The following is a 21,771-nucleotide window of genomic DNA, read 5'->3' as shown; positions in this document are numbered from 1 at the left end:
AATATCTTATTTGCTAATTAGTGAATTGATAAGTGTTACAGTTTCATTGATCTGCTGTATGCTCTTTAAATAATTAAGTTGGATATCGGCTGTTGTTTGCAAAGCAAAAAGATATTCAACATATGATATTTCGCCAGTGCCATATCCGAGCTTCGCCGCTTGGATGATTTCATCAGCATTTGGAAGTGCCTGCTGCTTGAAATAGTTAAACTGTGTTAAATACTGCTCATATTGATTTACAGCATTTGTCAATTCTGTTTTTAACTGTTGTTCTTGCCATTTTGCATTCAATTCCAATGATTGTTTTTGATAATCAAGAGAACGTATTTTCGCTTTGGTAGCTCCAAAAGTTAACGGGATAGAGATACCTACATCAAAAAAACTAAACCTTTGGTCTCTTCCGTAAAACTGCTCTACGCCATTCCTACTATGCATTCCTATTAACGAGACATTATTATATCCTATGGTAAAATCTGGCAGTCCATTTGCTCGTTCTACTTTTTTACTTTGTTCAGCAATTTTGGCATCCTGATATAACATTTGAATGCGAGGATGATTTTCAATGGCAGAACTGTCAATAAAAGAACTCAAAAGCAACGGGTCATATTCCGGTTTAGTTTCAATAACAAAATCATCCTGTATCTGCATTAAGGTTTTAAGATATTTATAGGCATTTTGTCTGAAAGTCTCATTTTGTTGGAATAACAAGTTTATTTCGCCTTTCTTGGTAACTGCCGTATTTACATCAAGTTTGCCTATATCTCCGGTTTTATATCGTAATTCTGCAACTCTGATAAAATCTGCGTAAATACTATCTAAGTAATTCAAGACCGAAGCATTATGCTCTAAATATTCCAACTGATAATAATAGTTTCTGACCTGTCTTTTCAGCTCGTTTTCTGTGAATGCTTTTATCCACTGCTGACCTATAATCCGTTCTTTGAGCAAATTTTTCTTTGCACCAAAGAGTGTAGGAAAAGGTATATTCTGGGAAATCTGAATGCCATCATTATATTCAAAACCATCATTATTTCCGTACTGGAAGTTTAAATCTGTTTTGGGTAATTCAAAAGCTGTTTTACTTAGGCTTTGAACTGATTTAATTTCCATATTTTTTGCCTGTATTTCAGTGTTGTTCTGTAAAGCAATTTCAATAGCCTGATTTACATCTATGGTTTGAGCATTACTGTTTTGAGAAAAACCTAAGAAAACCAACAGCAATAATACTGGAGTTACAGTTTTAAATTTGCTATTTCTCGGCGGTTTATTGCTTTTCATAAATAGAAGGTATAATAGAGGTAGTACAAACAGCGTTAATGCCGTTGCTGTAATTAACCCGCCAATAACCACGGTTGCCAAAGGTTTCTGAACTTCTGCACCTGCACTGGTACTCAACGCCATAGGTAAAAATCCCAAACTTGCTACTGCTGCTGTCATTAATACAGGTCTTAACCTTGTTTTAGTTCCCTCAATAATTCTCGGTATAATCTCATTCCAACCCTCTTTTTCTAACCTGTTAAAGGTTGAAATCAATACTATTCCATTTAAAACGGCTACACCAAATAATGCGATAAATCCAACGCCTGCCGATATACTGAAAGGCATATCCCGTATTAACAACGCAAACACACCTCCGATGGCACTCATCGGAATTGCTGTATATACTAAAATGGCTTCTTTCAGAGAATGGAAAGTGAAATACAATAGAATGAAAATTAAAAGCAATGCGATAGGAACAGCAATCAATAATCTGTCGGTCGCCTTTTGAAGATTTTCAAACTGACCACCATAGGTAAAATAATAACCTGTCGGTAGCTTAACCTGCTCAGCCAATTTGTCCTGAATTTCATTGACTATACTTGCTACATCTCTTCCCTGGACATTAAATCCTACATATATTCTGCGTTTACCTCCTTCACGGCTGATTTGCGCCGGGCCCAATTTATAGTCAATCTCGGCAATCTGCGAAAGCGGTATCTGGTCTCCGTTTGGAATCGGAATAAAAAGATTATTCACATCTTCGATCGAAGCTCTATGAGCTTCATCCAATCGTACCACTAAATCAAACTTGCGCTCATTTTCATAAACTACACCTGCTGCTTTCCCTGCGAACGCTGTACTGACAATATCATTTACTTGCTCTATGTTCAATCCATAATTAGCGATCCGTGTACGGTCATATTCGATATTGATTTGCGGAAGCCCTGCTACCCGTTCTACTTGTGGGACTGTTACTCCTTCCACTGATTGTATGATATTATTAACCTTATTCGCATAAATTTGTAGAGAGTCCATATCTTCTCCAAAGATTTTCACAGCTACATCCTGCCTGATACCTGTCATCAGCTCATTGAAACGCATCTGTATAGGCTGATTGGCTTCAAAGAATACACCGGGAATACTTTCCAGTTTCTCCATCATTTCGTTTGAAAGCTCGTCATATGATTTTTTAGTTTTCCACTCTTTTTGAGGTTTCAGGATAATCATTAAGTCAGTAGCTTCGGGCGGCATAGGGTCTGTTGGCACTTCAGCTGCTCCGGTTTTACCGACTACCATTTTTACTTCATCAAATTCCTTAATAATCCTTGATGCCTGCATTGAAGTTTCAAGACTTTGACTCAATGAAGTCCCTTGCGGTAAGATACAGTGAAAAGCAAAATCTCCTTCTCCTAATTTCGGCAAAAATTCTCCTCCCATATTTGAAAAGATGAAAATACTGATTGCAAAAATTCCTACCGAAACGGCAACAACTATATGTTTTATTCTTATCGCTTTCTCCAATAAAGGTTGATATATACCTTGCAAAAAGCCTATCATTTTATCGGAGAAATTCTTCTTGGTGATTGGTTTTTTGGATAAACACAATGCACTCATCATCGGGATATAGGTAAATGACAGGATTAATGCACCCAAAATCGCAAAACTAACCGTTTGAGCCATTGGGCTGAACATTTTTCCTTCTATACCGACCAAGGCTAATATAGGGATATAGACGATGAGGATAATAATTTCTCCAAAAGCAGCACTTGTACGGATTTTCCTTGCCGATTCATAAACTTCCTCATCCATTTCATTTTGGGTAAGTTTCAGCTTCGATTTTCGTAAGCCTAAGTGATGCAAAGTAGCTTCAACCACAATCAAAGAACCATCCACTATCAATCCAAAATCAATAGCTCCCAAACTCATCAAATTAGCACTCACGCCAAACAGCCTCATCATCCCCAATGCAAAAAGCATTGATAATGGTATAGCTGATGCTACTATCAAACCTGCGCGAAAATTTCCTAAAAAGAGAATTAGTACAAAAATTACAATCAGCGCACCTTCAATGAGGTTTTTTTGAATTGTACTAATTGCCCTATCAACCAAATCCATTCTATCTAAATAGGGTTCTATTATGACATCATCAGGCAGGGATTGTTGGATAACAGGTAGTTTTTCCTTGATATTTCTTACAACGTCAGAAGTATTTTCTCCTTTTAGCATCATTACAATACCACCTACGGCATCTACTACGCCGTTATAGGTCATCGCGCCGTATCGGGTAGCGTGACCAAACTTTACTTTGGCTATATCTTTGATAAATACTGGAATACCGTTCGTGTTTTTTACAACGATATTTCCTACATCTTCAAGCGAAGTGACCAAACCTACTCCCCGAATAAAATAAGCATTCGGCTTCTTATCGATATAGGCACCTCCGGTATTTTGATTATTGGATTCCAGTGCCGTGAAAATTTCAGAGATACTGACATCCATTGCTTTAATCCTGTTCGGATCAACAGAAACCTCATATTGTTTAAGCAAACCACCGAAACTATTGACTTCGGCAATTCCCGGTGTACCGTATAGTTGGCGGGCAACAATCCAATCCTGCATTGTCCGCAAATCCATTGCGGAATATTTATCCTCACTGCCTTCTTTCGGGTGAAGAATATATTGGTACACTTCCCCAAGACCAGTACTCACTGGTGATAGCTCAGGAGTACCAACTCCTTCCGGTATTTGCTCTTCTGCCTCTTTAAGCTTTTCGTTGACTAACTGTCTGGCAAAATAGATATCTACTTCGTCTTTAAAAACAACTGTTACAACGGAGAGTCCAAATCTTGAAATACTTCTTATTTCTTCTACATTGGGAAGATTGACGATGCTTTGCTCAACGGGGAAAGTAACTAATTGTTCTACTTCCTGTCCGGCTAATGTAGGAGATAGGGTAATAATCTGAACCTGATTGTTTGTTATATCAGGCTGGGCATCAATGGGGATTTTGGTGGCACTCCATACCCCCCAAATGATAAGTAATAAGGTCATCAATCCAATAATGAACTTATTCTTTATGGAGAATTTTATAATATTATCTAACACGTGTATCTGTTTAATTTTTTATAAATAAATTATTGCCTCTTGTCATAAGAAGCCAACAGATAATCAAATAACTATTGGATGAAGTGGATAATGCCTGTAATTATTTCTATAAACAAACATTCATAGAAAACACATAACACGAACACGCTAACAGTACCATAAAGCCAATAAAAGGCATACAATTACTGAGGCTTGCAACAAACCATCAATAGCATTAAGAAAATCTGAAAAAATTAAACAGTAAATTTGGGAGGATGCCAAATACTTCCTGAGTAGAAGGAAATTAAAGTAAAATCACGAAGTGTAATTTTTTTAACAACAAGAGTGGGTTTAGGTTGCTTGATTTCAAAAGGTTTGAAATGGTAAGTAGCAATACTTATACTACAACAATTGCAATAACAAAAAGGACCGCAATTGTCATCGCTATCTTGGTTGTGGTCGTGAGATTGAACGGTTTCAATTTCAGGAATGGTATCTTCACACTGATTGCTTCCATCGCTACAAGGCAATGAAAAAAGTACCATCAGGTAAAAAGTCCATATTGTGATTATCCATCTCATTTATAGTGCAAATATAGAAAAATAAACTTTGCAATCGGATTGCAAAGTTTCATAGTATTTTAGTTGCATCTGTCACACCGTCCTTTGAGTACCAAATTGATGCCTTCTAATTTAAAATTTAGTGGAATATTGATGTTTGGAATTTCGGTATCGGTAAGACAAAAAGTTCGCTGGCACTGGGAGCAATGAAAATGCGTATGCTGTTCTGAAGGTTTGCAACTGCACCCAGATTGGCAAAGTGCATATTTCGCAACTCCTGTTCCGTCGTCAATAGTATGGATAAGTTTGTGCTCTAAAAAAGTTTTCAGCGTTCTGAATAACGTAACATTATCTGCATTTTCAAACTGTTCTGCTAATTCCTTATGACTGATGGCATATTGCTGTTTCAACAATTTTTCTACTACCAACAAACGCATTGCTGTGGGTTTAATATTTCTTTGTTGTAAAATATTTTCTTCATTTTTCATAATGATCAATTTCTATTACCATTTACTCCAAAATCGAGAGGCTATGTTAAAATGGGTGTTCAAACTAACGGTTTTGCTATTTAATCTACAATATAATTCTTATTATATACACTGTTTACTAATAATTCAGTGCGAGCCCCACTTCAAAACCCATATCGCTATCGTCATATTTATTACCTATTCATATTAAGCAGAATAGCCAAATTTACGATTTAAATTAAAGCATAAATATTATGTTGAATATTGTTTTTTATTCCTGCACCAAATGTTGTAAATCAGGATCATTTTTAATGCGTTCCAATTCCATTTCAATAATTTGGATAATATCTTGTTTAATCCGTTTATAATTGTTTTCAATTTCTTGTTTCATATTATCTTCGCCATGTTCATCAACAAAGGATAAAATCTCTGGTATCTTTTGATAAGCTCTGGTTTCATCTGCTACTTTGTCGTTATCAACCACTATTTCAGCGTGGAATATTTTTTGTTCGATACGTTCATCGAAGTTATCGGAAACAGCACCTACAAAAAGACCTTGTGTGAGTGTAGAAATTTTAGAAGCTGGAATCAAGCTGTCCAATTGGGTGGAAATAGAAGTTGACGTATCATTTCTGTTGATTGATATACTCTGACGTTTCTGTAATACTTTGCCAAAACGTTCCGATAGACTTTTTGCTGTTTCGCCAACAACCTGACCACTAAATATATTACCAACGGTATTCTGTATTACCTTGCTTTCTTTATCGCCATAATCTCTGATTAACTGCGAATAATCCTGAAAGCCCAAACAAACTGCTACTTTATTACTACGTGCTGTAGCAATCAAATTGTCTAATCCACTGAAATATATTGTAGGTAACTCATCAATAATAACGGAACTCTTTAATTGCCCTTTCTTATTGATGAGCTTTACAATTCTGGAATTGTATAATCCCAAAGCTGCGGAGTAGATATTTTGGCGGTCGGGGTTATTACCTACACAAAGAATTTTAGGTTCTTTTGGGTTATTGATGTCCAATGAAAAATCATCTCCTGTCATTACCCAATACAATTGTGGGGAAATCATTCGTGATAAAGGAATTTTAGCCGAAGCAATTTGTCCCTGCAACTGATCTTGTGCACCACCTTGCCAGGCATCCATAAAGGGTGATAAATAGTTTTCTAAATCGGGATAAGAAGTCATGATGGTAAATAGATCCGAATACTTTTTGTTCAGCAATTCTATAGCGTGTGGAAATGTACAATACTTGCCATTTTCATAGATTTTCAGATACCATATAATGGCAGCTAACAGAATAATTGGAGATTCTACAAAGAAATCGCCTTGCTTCTGAATCCAGCTTCTATTTAGATTCAGCATTATGGTATAGGCTGCTTCGTAAGCATCAGAAATGTCAGTCATGAAATCGGGATTTAGCGGATTGCAACGATGGCTCTTACGTGGGTCGTCAAAATTGATGACGTAGAACTTCGGTTTAACGTCGTACTTGTCCTGATATTTCAATAAATGATTATAAGCAATAGTCGATAGGTCGTCGAACTTAAAATCGTAAATGTACATACTGAATCCTTTTTCTATATGCTGCTTGATATAGTTGTTTATGACGGCATAAGATTTTCCGGAACCTGGAGTTCCCAAAACAATCGTTGCTCTAAAGGGGTTTACAATATTGATCCAGCCATTGTGTTCCTTTTTATTATACCAAAATTTAGTCGGCAGGTTTACGGAATATTCATTTTCCATCAATTTGGTTTCCTGCATAAAGCTTTCATTCTCCATATTGAAAACATCATCCATAAGATTATTTTTCAGTAGTCTACTTATCCAAACACCAGCCATCATCAAGGCAATATAACCTAAGCCGATAGTCAGTATATAAAAGAATGTGCCTATGATCGGCGACAACTTTAACAGTGGCGTGTTCAGGAAGAACAGTGCAAATCCAACTCCTAAAGCCGCATAAATTTTCGACCAGGTTATCTTCTCATTCTTCACGCCTTTCGTACCCAGACAGCTTAAAGCCAGCAATACTGTGGCAAATACTTTAGTGTAAAGGGTATGTGAAAATAGTCCTGCTGTTCGTTGGAAATTTCCTAATATTTTATTGATCATTTCTAATGTCCAGCCACGTTCCATAAAGAAACCATAACAAAACCAATAAAGGTGCATCAGTACCAAAAGAATACTGACTGCCCGCATAAAAGCCATAATCTTGGCAAGTCCTCGTAAATCATCTTCTCCCTGCATTATTTTAATTTTAATGTTCGGGCGTGAATTTAAAGACTGTAAAGACTGGCTTTGGAAAAGTGGTAGTCGATGGCGGTGAAAGGAAGCGTTTGGCAGTGTTTGAAGAAATACTAAATAAAAAAGCCTCGCAATTTTAATGTGAGGCTTAAGTTATCTTTAAAGAACTTTGTTTGCAGACAGAAATTCTTCTGTACTTTTTATTTCAGCATAGAAAAATTCTAAAGCGGATAGAAAGGCGTGATGAACATCATCAGCTTTTATTGTTTTCCCGTTAATCTCCAAATCCCTTGAAGCACAGGCATCGCCGATTACCGTACATTTGTATTCAAAATCAAATGCGGCTCTTGTGGTAGCATCAACACACATATGGGTCATCATTCCTGTGATTACCACTTCGGTTACTTCATTTTCCTTTAAATAATCTAAAAGACCTGTTCCTCTGAAACTGTTTGGATAGCTCTTTTGAAATATTTTTTCTCCATTAAGTGGTTTCACATTTTCGTGGATTTCAACACCATTTGTCCCCAAAGCCATAAATGGTGCACCATTTGGGTTTACGTGTTGAATGTGTGCAATCGGTAAGTTCTTTGCTCTAAAGTATTCGAGAACTTTACTTGCCTTAATACTTGCTTCTTCTGGATTGACTAACGGTAAAGCTCCATTTTCAAAATAATCATTTTGAATATCAATAACGATTAATGCTTGTTTGCTCATAAGATTTATACATTTTTAAGTTATAATACAAAATTACTCTGAGGCTCAAAAAAAGATGCTACCAAAAGAACATTAAGAGATACCATTTTGATAATCTGCTAAAAATTCTCCTGTGGTCATTTCTGTCTGGGTTTTGAAAAATCGCATCAAATGGTTGGGCTCGGAAAAATGAAGTTGATAAGCAATTTCTGCAACGGTTAATTCAGTGTGAACAAGGTAATCCTTGATTTCTATAAGTAATCGTTGTTTCAAAAGATCGGTAGCGGTAACATTAAATTGTTCCTTTACAGCTTTGTTTAATGAAATGCGACTGCTACCCAAAAGCTCCGCGTATTCATTGACACGTTGCTTTTCCTTAATGTATATTTCAATTAGCTTTTTGAACAAGAAAGCATAATTGTGATCGTTTTTTTGTAAAGGTAAATTATGCTTCTCGGCATATTCTCTGTTAAGTTTTCGCAAAAGATAATAGATAAGCGAACGAATGATATGTACGCTATCTGCTTTGGTCTTTAGCAACTCTAATTTGATTTCTGACAACAATACACAATATCGGTCGATGCTTTCTTTCCCAACCTGCATATTCAAAGGAAATTCTAACTGATAGAAATACAACAAACGATAAGTAAATAATTTGTCGGAGAAAAAATCATTCAAAAATTCCTCCTGAAAAACTAAAGAGGTAAACTCTAAATTATTGGGATTAAGGAATAATTGTCGTTTCTGAAAAGACGAAATGAATACGATACTATTGTCATTAATTTCAATTTTTTGATGATTTAATATAAGGTGTCCATTGCCTTTCTTAAAAAAAATTATTTCAAAAAAATCAGTGTTGTATGTATCCCTACTCAAATAATTCTGTATGACCTCATCGGTATTTAGTACATTGAGTAGGAAATCTACACCACATTCAGTTTTATTAAATTTTAGTACTTTCAATGTTTGAAATTTTTTAAAACAAAGATACACATATATATATCTAAGTATTTTCTGTTCGACTTTAATAGTATTTATTGCTGACCTCTTGTGCGTTTCCTTTTCTTCTTCATTTTATTGGCAAAATCTTGTTCCTCGTAATCTTCACCCTGTGCTTCAGGTAGTAAACCTCCCAATGATTCAATCAGTCCATCTTCGTGTTTATCTGTATTTAAAAAGTCGAACAAATGATGAGGTTTTTCCGCAGGTAAATCCTCTATGTCGTTTAGCGATGCAACTTTTTGTTCAGGTTGATGGGGTTCCTTAAATTCGGGTTTGATGTTATTATTCCAATAATCATTAAAGATATTGGCTGAAAATTCTTTACCCAAACGGGAACCATTCCAAACTGTTTTGGAATTATGATCAATAAACGTGATGCCATAAATACGTGCGGTATCATTTCTACGAACTATTACATTAATTCCTTGTTCAGCTAATTGCTTTTTAAAACCCAATTCATCCGAAGCTGATTTTAAAGCGATATTAATGGCTGATTTTAAAGTCTGTTTAGTTGGGTGGTCTTTTAAAGCAGTTTTACTTTTTTCATAATGTAATTCCAAGGCTGGAAGTCCTGCACTTTTCCCGAACAAAGAAGCCTTAAACGGATGTCCGACTCTTTCTCCTTTTTCATTTAAGGGAATGTACAACAAGCCTTGTTTCTGTTTCCCCTGTAATTCTCCCTCCACTTTTTCCGTGGTAATATTAAACAAGGTAAGCAAGGCATTATATTCTCCCAACGTTTGAAATTTATAATTATTCTGTAAGTGACGGACAACCGAAGCTATCTGACTTTTTACATCTCCTACTTGATAATTTACTGGCTGGAATATTTTATCATTCTGTTTATGCTCTTTCTCCGTAGCTGGTATCAGTCCGTGCTTTCTTTCTAGTTCACGGCACACATTCATAGACCGTCTTTTCTCAAACTTATCCGAAATCTTTTTCCCCTCTTCATCCACACAAACCGATACAATATGAATATGCGTACGGTCAATATCGGTATGTTTGAAAACCACAAAAGGCTGTTCGCCGTAACCCATTTCACGCATATATTCTTCTGCCATTTCTCTAAATTTGTCATCGTTTACCTTATCTTTTGGGTCGGGATTGAGCGAAATATGTAAGGTATGCTTTTCGGTATTTCGATTTGCGATGAGATAAGGTTCAAAAGATTGGGCTAATTGTGCTACGGAATAATGTCCGTTAGCAGTTTCAATCATATTATTGGCGAACAAAATTTCTCCATGTTCATTTTCTACTTTGAGCTGATTGTATGCCAATGCCCCGTATAGATTTCCGCTTCTCCCAATTTTTGCTATCATTTCTCAGGTTGTTGTTTCAGATATTTTGCTTCAAATTCTTCCGTAATCTGTATGATTTTTTGACATAATACCACCATTTCAACCGTCTGTTTTTCCAATTTGTAGAGATATGAAGATGCTTTTTTTTCTGAAAAATTCTTGTATAATAGCTTCACTATTTGATTATAATTCACCCCAACTGAACGGAACTGGCTATGAAAAGAGGTCAAACGCATATAAAAATCAACCGTTCCTTTGTCAATTTGAATGGTCTTAACTGTCTTTTCAAAGATACAAGATGTTATAAAATGTGCTTTTACCAACATCCCTGATTGGTCAAATAGGGTAAGAAATCGGGTGTGTTCTTCCTCATTAAAGGAAATTGAATACCGAATGTTCGCCGGATCAATTTTCGGTCGGCGACCTGTCTTTTTCAATTGCTTTTTGTTGTTCTCGTTCATCACTAATCCATTTTAAATTCACACAAAGCCTCGACTTCGGAGCGGTTTTTTTCGCCCCCGGCAGGGCAAGTTGTTTTGAGCATCGGAAATCGTTTCGAGATGCTCAAAACACAACTTGCCGTGTTCTGGTGAACACAAAAACCCGCCCTTCGGGACGGATTAAATGTAGCAGGGAAAAACGGCTTAATGCCGTTCTGTTTTATGTTCCTTTTGTTAAGATGCTTTTGCATAAATCTGTTAATAAAAATCATTTTACAAAGTAAAGATCTGTTTGTAAGAGTATTGCAATTCAATACCCAGACAAACTCTGCCTTTGAATGCCAAAGACTGCCAAGCCCATACAATTGAATAAAAATGATTAGTTCTTTGTCTTTGAATGTCGGCAGGAAGACACGCAACCCGTGTTGGCGGATGAACGGATTGAACACATTCAAGATTGCAGATAACCCGGCTTTCCTGATTGCAGGAGTGCAAGAATATTGGAAAGCGTGACAGCTTGCTATCAAAACATCTTGCTTTCTTGATTGACGGAACACAAGAAAGACCGTAATCCTGCCTGATAAAATACAGGAATGAATGCAGTACTGATGTATTGCAAAAAAACTGGCAGGCAGAAATTCAGGCAGGCGAATCTGATGGCTATCCTGAAAGAAATATAGACCGCAATCAGCATAGCCTGCTTGATGGTCTCCAAGACGGTAGTCAGGAATATGTAAACTTTAAATTTTTAAAATATGAACACAAAAAAGAAACCTCTATTTATCGCCTTTTCGTCTCAAAAAGGCGGTGTTGGCAAAAGTACATTTACAACGCTTGTTGCAAGTACAATGCACTATCGGTTAGGTTACAACGTAGCCGTATTTGATGCGGATTTTCCACAGCACAGCCTTATGAAAATGAAGACAAGGGATTTAGCAATGGTAATGGAAAATGAAGCTTTGAAAAAGCTGGCGTACAAACAATTTACCACAATCAACAAAAAAGCATATCCGATTATACAGCATAAAGCGGATAGCGTATTGGAAGCGGCTCAAGAATTTGTAAATACTTCTTCCGTTCCGGTTGATGTGGTATTCTTTGACCTACCAGGAACAGTGAATACGCCAGGTATCCTAAAAGCATTGGCAGGAATGAACCACATTTTTACGCCCATCACAGCAGACCGTTTAGTCATGGAAAGTACACTCATTTTCACACAGCTTTTACAGGATGTGATTATGAAAAAAGGAGAAACTTCCATAGAAACTATTAACCTCTTTTGGAACCAAGTGGATGGCAGAGAAAGTACGCCTTTATATGGCGTATATAATCAACTCATTGAACAATTAGGGCTAAGCTTGATGCAAAGCCAAATCAAGAACAGCACCCGTTTTCGTAAAGAAAGTGAAGTGGACAGCAAAACCGTTTTTCGTTCTACCGTAATGCCTCCCGATGAACGCTTGATGAAGGCTTGCAACTTAAACTTATTTATGAACGAACTTTTAAAAATCATTCAATTATAGTCTTATGGAAAAAGGTAATAAAAGGAAAGCCACTCCGGACATTAATGAGGAGCTAATGATGAATTTGATGGTTGATGGTGTAAAAAAGGAAGGAATACAGCTTCCGCCTGAACCAATCGAAGAACCAGAAAAAGAAGATGTAAAACAGAAAGAAATGCTACAGAACAAACCTGTACAAAAGGAAAAGAACCGAGCAAAGAAAAGTCTTGACGGAAGTTATGGTGACCATTTTTTGAAAACTCATTCAATGATGAAGCGTGGTGATAAAAGTATTTATATCCGACAAGAATATCATGAACGATTATCTCGGATTATACAGGTTATAGGAAAGGATCAAATACCGCTATATGCTTATCTTGACAATATTCTGGAACATCATTTTGAACTGTTTGAAAAAGCAATTACAGATGATTTTAATGAGAAGTTTAAACCCATTTTTTAAGTATTTGATTATGGAAACAGTAATTGTGATATGCCTGCTAATTGTAATTGCCCTGCTGTTGCAGGACAAAATTGTTATTAAAAAAAGATCGGAGAAAAAGCCTATGCAAGAAAAAGTCAATCCAAACCTGCCCGATATTATGGGGCAACCTAGACCTAAGAGAAGCCTTTCGGTGCCAAACAATGCCAGCGAAAGCCAAGTTGAAGAACCGGAAATAAATCCTGATAATTTAGACATTGAATACGACGAAAACGTAGGTATTCAAATTCCGCAGGAAGAGCTGGACGAAGTTTTCAGTAATATGCCTGATTTTGGGGAAGAGGAGGAAGAATGGAATAGGTACGGAATATCCGGTGGCGATAATGGTTTTGCCCAAGGGGTTACCTTTGAAGAACTAAGCTCCGTGGGGATGTTGCTCCAGCAAGAAAAACTGGAGTCATCTCAAAAGGAAACAGCGATAGCAATTGTTCAGAAAATACAGGGAACCGAATTATTTAGTCTGCTGGAAAATTCTATAGCGGGCACGTCCGGTAAAATTGCCAAGCTATTGGATAGCTCACTTTCAACTGAAACAGAAACTAGTTCTTCCACTTTGCGGAACAATGATTTGAATGATTTTGATATTGGGGAGTTTGTATAAACTCCCCAATATCCTTTTTTTAATAGTCTTATAGTTTTCTAATTACTTTATGAAGATTATCTAACCGAATAAGTTTATATTTATCACTTTCTAAGTCTTCTATAAGCAGATCCAAATCAATCATTTCATCATCATTCAACTGCTTATCAATCGAAGTGAAAATTATTGTCTGTCTTTCTCCGATTTCTGAACAAGTTTTAAATAAAGCTTTTAAACTATTTAAATTAGTTCTGTGTTGCCCTGGTTCATCAAACATAATAATACCAGGATGGTTAATTCCATTCTGTAATAAAGCTAAAGAATAAGCCCAAACATTACGTACAAAATCAGAAGCAGAAGAGTTTATTCTTATGGATTGAGGGATGTTATCATTTCTGTGATTTTTATAGACAGGGAAGTATTTGAACGGCTCTTTCCTATTAATAGATATCTGATATTTTTCATTACTGTCATACCCAAATCCGAAAAGGAAATACTTATATTTTGTTTCAAAACTAACCAGCTTATTCTCATCCTCTTGTTCAGACTTCCCTAAAGTACCCATCTTAATATCGTTATTATGGTACTTATTAGCCAGTTCTACTAATTCTGCTTTTAAAGCTGAAATAGAGTTTTTAAGATCATCTAATTTTTCAATCTCTCTTTCAAGCTGGAGCTTTCTTACAATTTCTGATTCAGAGAAGGCTCTATCATCGGAAATCAAATCTTTTGAAATTGATTTAATTAATATTTCTTTTTGGCGTAAGTTGTTCTTAAAATAGGTAAGAAGTACTTCCTTTTCACTAATTGTTTCAATTAAACTATTAATCGAGGTTTGTATTATCTTTTTTTGACTTCGCAAAAAGTTAGTATTCTCATCAAGTGTAAGTTGTGGTATACTTATATTTCTTGTATTAATCAGGTTTGTTGATACTGGTTGCGTACAGGTTGGACATTGATTTGCTCCATGCTCATTAATAATATTTTCACTAAAAACTTTTTGTAGATTTATATGATCTTTAATCTCAACATCTACAATACTTAATTGATTTTTTAAGTTGAAATCCTGTTGTTTATCAATACGTAGTTTACCTTCAAATTTTTCAATATACTCTTTCAGTTCAAAATACTCTTGCTTTTGTTTATTGAATTCTAAAACGGTTTGTTCACGGTTTTCTTTTATAGTAGAAATGGGTCTATTTTCTAATTCTTTGACCATTTCTGTTTTTTCCGTCATAAAATGATTGAAAGTAACTTTCTCATTTTCAGAGGTAGAGAAAACAACATTTATTTTTTCAATCTCCGATTTGTCTGTGGTCAATTCTTCTGGAACATTTACAATTGTCGAACTTGTTTGCTTTTCTAAATAAGAAAAAGCCTTTATTTTCCTTTTCCAGTCATCGGTTATTAGATTTTTTTCCTTATTAAGGACATCTTTTTCTGTTGAAAGTCGAATTTCATTTAGTCCTAATAAAAATTCAACTATTTTTTCTTTTGCCTTAGTAATACCGAAAAAAGGCATTGTAGCAAAAAAGTCAGACCAACCTTTTGTTTGTTCAATGAATAAAGCAGAGAATATTGTTTGAAGATAGAGAGGGCTATAATTATCTGTACGAGAACTATTACTCACCAAAGGAAGTTCTAAATTCATAAAGCCACTTAACCAATTATAAAAACTATTTGGATCTTCATTATTACCTCTTCCATTTACAAAGAGAATATTTTGCTGAATTTGGATATTGTCATTATCCCTGTCTTCAAGTGATGAATTATAAACAGTGATATTAGACGTTTTTATGTCTTCAGTATTTGTTGTGATATATCTTTCCAAGAAAACGATTTCGTTATTATCATTTTCAATCTCTAACAAAATTTTGGACGATTGCACCTTATAATTTATCCCTTCTTCCTCTTCACTTGGTTTAATTGTAAACTCTTCTTTTAATGCTTTATCTAATGCTTTTTCATTATGAGCACCGAGTAGTTCCTCCATACCTAAGGCATAATAGATACAAGTATTAATCGTTGTTTTTCCTCTTGAATTTGGTCCTGCGATAATATTCAAACCTTTTTCAAATTGAAATTCAAAACCATATAAATCTGTAATGTCTTCACTTTTATCAGATAGAATTTCTGCTTTTAATTTATTTATCTTGAACATATGTATCTTTCTATAATAGTTTCCAATTCTTGTTTGCAGAAGTTAATCTTGATTTGGGTATTATTCCAAGATCTTTTATTTTTTGCAACTCATCTTGAAAAAGCTCGAACTGGTTTATTGAATTAATAATATTGTTGCCTTTATCTGTTATTTTTATTTCGAGTGTTTGAGTGACGATAACTCGTTCAATATATCCATTAATGAGGCCTAAAGCTAAAACTTCATCTATACCATGTTCAAAAGTCCACGGTATTAAATTTTTTCTTACTTGATTTGATAAATCAAGTAGAACTTGATAATTATTATCATTACGTAAGCTCCAAAAAACAATATGAATTAGTTCTAAGCTGGCTTTTTTGGCATACCCACAATGTTTAATTATAGCCAATAATAGAACTACTTTATAGTAACCATTATATCTTATTGATACCGAGATTGGTTTCTGATCTAATTTAATATCAATCATTAGTAGTAAAATTTAAAGTACATATCCCCAACCATTCAATGACTTGATATTCAGATAAGTCTAAATTTGTGAAATTTGGTAAGATCTCAAATTCACTTTTCAATTGGTTTTGTAGTTCCATTTTTAGATTAATTGCTTCGCTATTTTGGCTAACACTTCTTGAATAGTCGTCTTCAACTTGGTCAACAAATCGTTTTACGATATTTTTAAAATTTGAGAATAGTATCGGATAATCATTTTCAATAGTTCTAACGTTATCTTTCATCGCAAGAAATTTTCTAATTTGCTTTGCTGTAATAGTATTTGCTTTTGAGATTTCAGGATACAATACTTGATTTTTTCTATAGAGTTTTTCAAAAAAATCACTATTCTCATTCTTAAATGCTTCAATCTCTCGTTCAGTACGTTCTTTTTCTATATTTTCATTCCATTTTTTTAAATTATCAAAATCTGATAAATCAACATATTCCGAAATATATTTTTCAATATGTTTTATTGAGCAACAGTCAATATCATCATTCCATGCTTTTTCAGAGATTACAGAGTTTAATATCCCGATTAAAAAAGGAGAATTATGTCTGTAAATAAACACTCCACTTCCTGATAATCCTTTTGCTACATATTGTCCATCTTCTCCTGCTTGATCAAATGTTTCATTTTGTAACGTAATTTTAAATCGGCCTAAATCGTCACTAACAGACAAAACTGTTCCATTAAAAGGTCTATATTGATTAATATTTACTCCTTGATAACCACAAAATTTTATTTCATTCTCTGATAGAACACCCCTTCCTAATTTATATTGGTAAAGGAGTTTATCTTCATCATCAAAGTCAATTTCTATTAAAGCAAAATCAAGTTCCTGATTAAACTCTTTAATTTCTACAGTTGTTATTCCTTTAAAATCTGAAGTATAGTCGTTTTGCTTTTCTATTTTAATATCTTCAATATTGGGCATACTATCTCCCAAACAGTGTGCAGCCGTTAAAACATAAAAAGTTTCATTACCTGACAACAGAACTCCGCTACCAGTATGTCCATTACTTTTAACTCGAACACAATATTTTTCAGTTTGATTATGTGTCATAAGTCCTAAAATCTATTTTGACTTGTTGCATTCCAATTTCCATGCTCTAGGTCTATTTCGTTAATAAAATCACCTATTCGTTCTCTCAAACTATTGAGAGTGTAATTAAAAAAGATGTTTAATACCTCATCATTTCTATTAGAGTTGTATACTATGCGAGAAATGGTTTCTCTTGATGGATGCTTATGATCAGCCGTTCCTCCATTTGTAGATATTAAGTAATTATTACTCTTTATCAAGCCCAAGAGCTCTTGGGAAGTATTATTTAAACTCCCGTGATGCGAAACTTTTACATAATCAACAATAAGAGGTTCTTTTTCATTGGCTCCGATATCTCTTAAACTCTGAACTATAGTTTCTGGACGAGAATCAGCAAGCAGTAATAAAGAAATATCTGGACATTTCAATAAAAAGGAAATAGATGAAGAATTAAATATATCTTCATTAATGCTTTTGTCTGGAGAAAAAGGTGTTTTATTTAACTCTTCTAATGATTGAGTATAAGCACTTTTAACAGAAGAAATATTTGACTTATTTTTTTGTGGCAATCTTAATGACTCCCAACGTTCATAAAGTTCATTTACAATAACAGTTGTTGGTGACAGAATAGTAAATTCAATTTCTGAGCGATTAATCAGCCTATCCGATATAGAAATTTGAGAAAGTTTAGTTTCTGACTTTTTCTCAAGGATCAAATTCTTAAAATTATCTCCCTGTTTTACACTAATCAACTCCCCATTATTTACTTCAACTAAATCAGGATTATTCATCCAAATTTCATCAATATTAATATTATCAATTAAACTGCTTTTAAAAAGACTAATTAATCCAGCAATATGATCAGAGTCAATATGTGTGAGAATAAGAAGATTGATGCGAGAAATATTTTTAAGTTCTTCCTTTAAAGAATATCTAAAGGTTTGAGCAGTTCCTCCATCAATAAGTATAGTAAACTCATTATGGTCAATATCATAAGTTTTAATGAGAATACAATCACCATGAAAGGCAGGCAAAACAATAAATTCTGTTTTGGTTCTTTTTATAAGATTACTAGTCAATTTTGAAGCTTTGTGTTAATTCAGAGAATAAAACTACTAATATAAAATAATTCTTGATATAACCGCCACTCTCCGCCAAACAATTCCTTTGACTGCCACTTTGTTATAACGCCTTTATTTCTGAAACACCTTTGTCACGAAGCCCGCAAGAAGCGGGAAGACAATAACAAATTAATGTGTTTCAATTATGGAAAAACAAAGAAAAAAAGTTTTGCTGGCAGCTACCTTAATGCTCTCAGGAATCAGTGCATTCGCACAAGGAAACGGTACAGCGGGTATCAATGAAGCTACTCAAATGGTAACTTCTTACTTCGACCCCGCAACCCAATTAATTTATGCCATCGGTGCCGTTGTTGGACTAATCGGAGGTGTAAAAGTGTACAACAAATTCAGTTCGGGCGACCCAGATACAAGTAAAACGGCAGCGAGTTGGTTCGGTGCGTGTATCTTCCTAATTGTAGCAGCTACGATTCTACGTTCATTCTTCCTGTAATCCTTTGTGATATGAATAGTTACAATATTAACAAAGGTATTGGCAGGACAGTGGAGTTTAAAGGATTGAAAGCACAATACTTGTTCATTTTCGCTGGTGGACTGCTTGGTACGCTCATCTTCGTGATGATACTGTATATGGCTGGCGCAAACTCTTACATCTGCCTACTTCTCGGAGCAGGCGGTGCTTCGCTCATTGTATGGCAGACCTTTTCACTGAACAGGAAATACGGCGAACACGGACTAATGAAAGTGGGCGCAAGAAAAAGACATCCCCGTTACATCATCTGTCGCAAGCCCGTACACCGCTATTTAAAATTCACTCCTAAATCGAATGCTGTATGAGAAATGTATCAAAGACCACCACATTGGAAAACAAATTTCCTTTACTGGCTGTAGAAAACAATTGCATTCTTTCCAAAGATGCAGACATTACCGCCTGTTTTGAAGTGCGTTTACCAGAATTGTTCACCGTAGCTTCTGCCGAATATGAAGCCATTCATTCCGCTTGGCACAAGGCTATAAAAACTTTACCAGATTTTACGGTCATCCACAAACAAGATTGGTACATCAAGGAAAATTATGCACCAGATTTGGCAAAGGAAGATCAAAGTTTTTTGGCTAAATCCTATCAAAGACATTTCAACGAGCGACCATTTCTGAACCATTACTGCTATCTGTTTTTGACCAAAACCACCAAAGAGCGGATGCGGATGCAAAGCAACTTTAGTTCGCTTTGTAAAGGTGCGCTAATCCCAAAAGAAATAAGGGATAAAGAAGCCATCCACAGGTTTATGGAATCGGTAACACAGTTTGAACGCATTGTGAACGATAGCGGTTTTGTAAGCCTAAAACGCCTGACCGAAGAAGACATTATCGGCACGGATGAAAAACAGGGATTGCTAGAACAATACCTTACGCTTTCCAGAGAAACTGGAACACCGATGCAAGATATCGCACTCGGAGCTGAAGAAGTTCGTATTGGAAACAAAAGATTAAGCCTGCATACCTTGTCCGATACGGATGACTTGCCTACAACGGTTTCGGCTGATACCCGTTTTGAAAAACTATCGACCGACCGAAGCGATTGCCGTTTATCGTTTGCTGCACCCGTAGGATTACTGTTAAGCTGTAATCACATTTACAATCAATATTTGTTTTTAGATAACAGCGAAGCTAATCTCCAAAAGTTTGAGAAGTCCGCACGAAACATGCACTCTTTGGCTCGGTACAGTCGTGCCAACCAAATCAATAAAGAGTGGATCGAAAAATACCTGAACGAAGCACATTCGTTTGGTCTTTCTTCTATTCGGGCACACTTCAACATTATGGCGTGGTCGGAAGATCCAGCAGAACTCAAACAATTGAAAAACGATTGCGGTAGTGCGTTGGCATTGATGGAATGTAAACCCCGTCATAACACGACCGATGTCGCTACTTTATATTGGGCAGGTATGCCAGGAAATGCAGCTGATTTTCCAAGTGAAGAAAGCTTTTACACCTTTATAGAGCCTGCTTTATGTTTGTTTACCGAAGAAACCAATTATCATAATTCACCCTCACCATTTGGGATCAAGATGGCGGATCGTTTGACTGGAAAACCCATCCATTTGGATATTTCGGATTTACCGATGAAACGTGGGATTATCACCAATCGGAACAAATTTATTTTGGGTCCTTCGGGTTCGGGAAAATCGTTCTTCACCAACCACATGGTACGTCAATATTATGAGCAAGGTGCACACGTGTTGCTTGTTGATACGGGTAATTCTTATCAAGGATTATGTGAACTCATTAAAGGAAAAACCAAAGGAGAAGACGGCGTGTATTTCACTTACACGGAAGATAATCCTATTGCCTTTAATCCATTCTATACCGATGACGGCGTGTTCGACATCGAGAAAAGGGAAAGTATCAAAACTTTGATATTGACCCTTTGGAAACGTGATGATGAACCACCAACTCGTTCAGAAGAAGTCGCGCTTTCCAATGCCGTATCGGGATATATCGAACGCATCAAACAGGAAAATTTTTATCCGTCATTCAATGGTTTTTACGACTATGTGAAAGGGGATTACCGCAAGATATTGGAAGAAAAACAAGTTCGTGAAAAAGACTTTGACATCGCCAATTTCCTCAATGTGCTGGAACCTTATTATAAAGGTGGCGAGTATGATTATCTGCTCAATTCCGACAAGCAATTGGATCTTATTTCCAAACGCTTCATTGTGTTTGAAATCGATGCCATCAAGGATCATAAAATCCTGTTTCCTATCGTGACCATCATCATTATGGAAGTGTTCATCAACAAGATGAGAAGACTTAAAGGTATCCGAAAACTCATCCTGATTGAAGAAGCCTGGAAGGCAATTGCCAAAGAAGGAATGGCAGAATACATAAAATATTTGTTTAAAACCGTAAGGAAGTTCTTCGGAGAGGCGATTGTGGTAACACAAGAGGTCGATGATATTATCCAATCGCCGATTGTAAAAGAGAGTATCATCAATAATTCCGATTGTAAAATCCTGCTTGACCAACGCAAGTATATGAACAAGTTTGATGATATACAGGCAATGTTGGGGCTAACCGACAAAGAGAAAGCACAGGTACTTTCCATTAATATGAACAACGATCCCTCACGGCTTTACAAAGAAGTTTGGATAGGTTTAGGTGGAACACACTCGGCAGTTTATGCCACCGAAGTTTCGCTCGAAGAATATTTAGCCTACACCACGGAAGAAACAGAGAAAATGGAAGTGATGCAGCTTGCTTCCGAACTCGACGGTAATGTAGAACTCGCCATTAAGCATATCGCTATCGAGCGACGTGATAAATCAAATCAGTAAC

At 35.7% G+C, this 21,771-nt stretch carries 18 protein-coding genes; 6 read left to right on the top strand and 12 right to left on the bottom strand.

All coding sequences use genetic code 11. From position 1 onward, the window contains the following. Positions 1-6: 6 nt before the first annotated feature. From ACQZ43_RS08585 to mobA, 8 genes are all read right to left on the bottom strand, one after another. Positions 7-4,365, bottom strand: coding sequence for a CusA/CzcA family heavy metal efflux RND transporter (locus ACQZ43_RS08585; RefSeq protein ID WP_430611681.1), 4,359 nt, complete (start codon positions 4,363-4,365; stop codon positions 7-9). A 233-nt stretch (positions 4,366-4,598) separates the two neighbouring features. Next, the gene (locus ACQZ43_RS08580) at positions 4,599-4,925 is read right to left on the bottom strand and encodes a DUF6660 family protein (RefSeq protein WP_125013935.1); all 327 of its coding nucleotides are present in this window, start codon (positions 4,923-4,925) and stop codon (positions 4,599-4,601) included. A gap of 59 nt (positions 4,926-4,984) precedes the next feature. Further along, positions 4,985-5,392 carry a transcriptional repressor gene (locus ACQZ43_RS08575; protein WP_298005042.1) on the bottom strand — a complete coding sequence of 136 codons (408 nt, stop codon included), beginning with the start codon at positions 5,390-5,392 and terminating at the stop codon, positions 4,985-4,987. A gap of 250 nt (positions 5,393-5,642) precedes the next feature. Continuing rightward, positions 5,643-7,640, bottom strand: coding sequence for a conjugal transfer protein MobC (gene mobC / locus ACQZ43_RS08570; RefSeq protein WP_430611678.1), 1,998 nt, complete (start codon positions 7,638-7,640; stop codon positions 5,643-5,645). A gap of 156 nt (positions 7,641-7,796) precedes the next feature. Then, positions 7,797-8,354 (bottom strand): cysteine hydrolase family protein, encoded by a 558-nt coding sequence (locus tag ACQZ43_RS08565; protein ID WP_430611676.1) that lies wholly within the window; start codon positions 8,352-8,354, stop codon positions 7,797-7,799. A 72-nt stretch (positions 8,355-8,426) separates the two neighbouring features. Next, a complete protein-coding gene (locus ACQZ43_RS08560) occupies positions 8,427-9,296 on the bottom strand; it encodes a helix-turn-helix domain-containing protein (RefSeq protein ID WP_430611674.1) in 870 nt (289 codons plus the stop codon). A 71-nt stretch (positions 9,297-9,367) separates the two neighbouring features. Continuing rightward, complete coding sequence (mobB, locus tag ACQZ43_RS08555; RefSeq protein ID WP_430611672.1) at positions 9,368-10,657, bottom strand: conjugal transfer protein MobB; 1,290 nt, start codon at positions 10,655-10,657, stop codon at positions 9,368-9,370. Next, the gene (gene mobA, locus ACQZ43_RS08550; protein WP_430611670.1) at positions 10,654-11,097 is read right to left on the bottom strand and encodes a conjugal transfer protein MobA; all 444 of its coding nucleotides are present in this window, start codon (positions 11,095-11,097) and stop codon (positions 10,654-10,656) included. Before mobA ends, mobB begins: the two co-directional genes overlap by 4 nt. Before the next feature lie 734 nt (positions 11,098-11,831). Here mobA and ACQZ43_RS08545 point away from each other — a divergent pair. Genes ACQZ43_RS08545 through ACQZ43_RS08535 form a run of 3 tightly spaced genes read left to right on the top strand, consistent with a single transcriptional unit; the run spans position 11,832 to position 13,681 of the window. Continuing rightward, positions 11,832-12,599: a ParA family protein gene (locus tag ACQZ43_RS08545; RefSeq protein WP_430611668.1), complete on the top strand. Its 768-nt coding sequence runs from the start codon at positions 11,832-11,834 to the stop codon at positions 12,597-12,599. 4 nt (positions 12,600-12,603) lie between these two features. After that, positions 12,604-13,041 carry a DUF3408 domain-containing protein gene (locus tag ACQZ43_RS08540; protein ID WP_430611666.1) on the top strand — a complete coding sequence of 146 codons (438 nt, stop codon included), beginning with the start codon at positions 12,604-12,606 and terminating at the stop codon, positions 13,039-13,041. 10 nt (positions 13,042-13,051) lie between these two features. Then, on the top strand, positions 13,052-13,681 hold the full coding sequence (locus tag ACQZ43_RS08535; RefSeq protein WP_430615638.1) for a conjugal transfer protein TraD: 630 nt from the start codon (positions 13,052-13,054) through the stop codon (positions 13,679-13,681). A 28-nt stretch (positions 13,682-13,709) separates the two neighbouring features. Here ACQZ43_RS08535 and ACQZ43_RS08530 read toward each other — a convergent pair whose 3' ends face one another. The 4 genes from ACQZ43_RS08530 to ACQZ43_RS08515 are packed head-to-tail and all read right to left on the bottom strand — an operon-like array spanning position 13,710 to position 18,432. Continuing rightward, a complete protein-coding gene (locus tag ACQZ43_RS08530) occupies positions 13,710-15,821 on the bottom strand; it encodes an AAA family ATPase (protein WP_430611664.1) in 2,112 nt (703 codons plus the stop codon). A 10-nt stretch (positions 15,822-15,831) separates the two neighbouring features. Continuing rightward, a complete protein-coding gene (locus ACQZ43_RS08525) occupies positions 15,832-16,287 on the bottom strand; it encodes a hypothetical protein (RefSeq protein WP_291115941.1) in 456 nt (151 codons plus the stop codon). Continuing rightward, the gene (locus tag ACQZ43_RS08520) at positions 16,280-17,374 is read right to left on the bottom strand and encodes a trypsin-like serine protease (RefSeq protein ID WP_430611662.1); all 1,095 of its coding nucleotides are present in this window, start codon (positions 17,372-17,374) and stop codon (positions 16,280-16,282) included. Before ACQZ43_RS08520 ends, ACQZ43_RS08525 begins: the two co-directional genes overlap by 8 nt. Before the next feature lie 5 nt (positions 17,375-17,379). Next, positions 17,380-18,432, bottom strand: coding sequence for a ComEC/Rec2 family competence protein (locus tag ACQZ43_RS08515; protein ID WP_430611660.1), 1,053 nt, complete (start codon positions 18,430-18,432; stop codon positions 17,380-17,382). A 187-nt stretch (positions 18,433-18,619) separates the two neighbouring features. Here ACQZ43_RS08515 and ACQZ43_RS08510 point away from each other — a divergent pair, with 187 nt between their 5' ends. The 3 genes from ACQZ43_RS08510 to ACQZ43_RS08500 are packed head-to-tail and all read left to right on the top strand — an operon-like array spanning position 18,620 to position 21,770. After that, positions 18,620-18,925 carry a DUF4134 domain-containing protein gene (locus ACQZ43_RS08510; RefSeq protein WP_430611658.1) on the top strand — a complete coding sequence of 102 codons (306 nt, stop codon included), beginning with the start codon at positions 18,620-18,622 and terminating at the stop codon, positions 18,923-18,925. A gap of 11 nt (positions 18,926-18,936) precedes the next feature. Next, positions 18,937-19,269: a DUF4133 domain-containing protein gene (locus ACQZ43_RS08505; protein WP_430611656.1), complete on the top strand. Its 333-nt coding sequence runs from the start codon at positions 18,937-18,939 to the stop codon at positions 19,267-19,269. Further along, on the top strand, positions 19,266-21,770 hold the full coding sequence (locus tag ACQZ43_RS08500) for a TraG family conjugative transposon ATPase (protein ID WP_430611654.1): 2,505 nt from the start codon (positions 19,266-19,268) through the stop codon (positions 21,768-21,770). The genes ACQZ43_RS08505 and ACQZ43_RS08500 overlap by 4 nt, the downstream gene beginning before the upstream one ends. The last annotated feature ends 1 nt before the right edge of the window (position 21,771 follow it).

The sequence above is a fragment of the Flavobacterium sp. JP2137 genome (assembly GCF_050562195.1).
Lineage (GTDB): Bacteria > Bacteroidota > Bacteroidia > Flavobacteriales > Flavobacteriaceae > Flavobacterium.
This window is presented reverse-complemented; position numbering and strand designations above follow the sequence as displayed.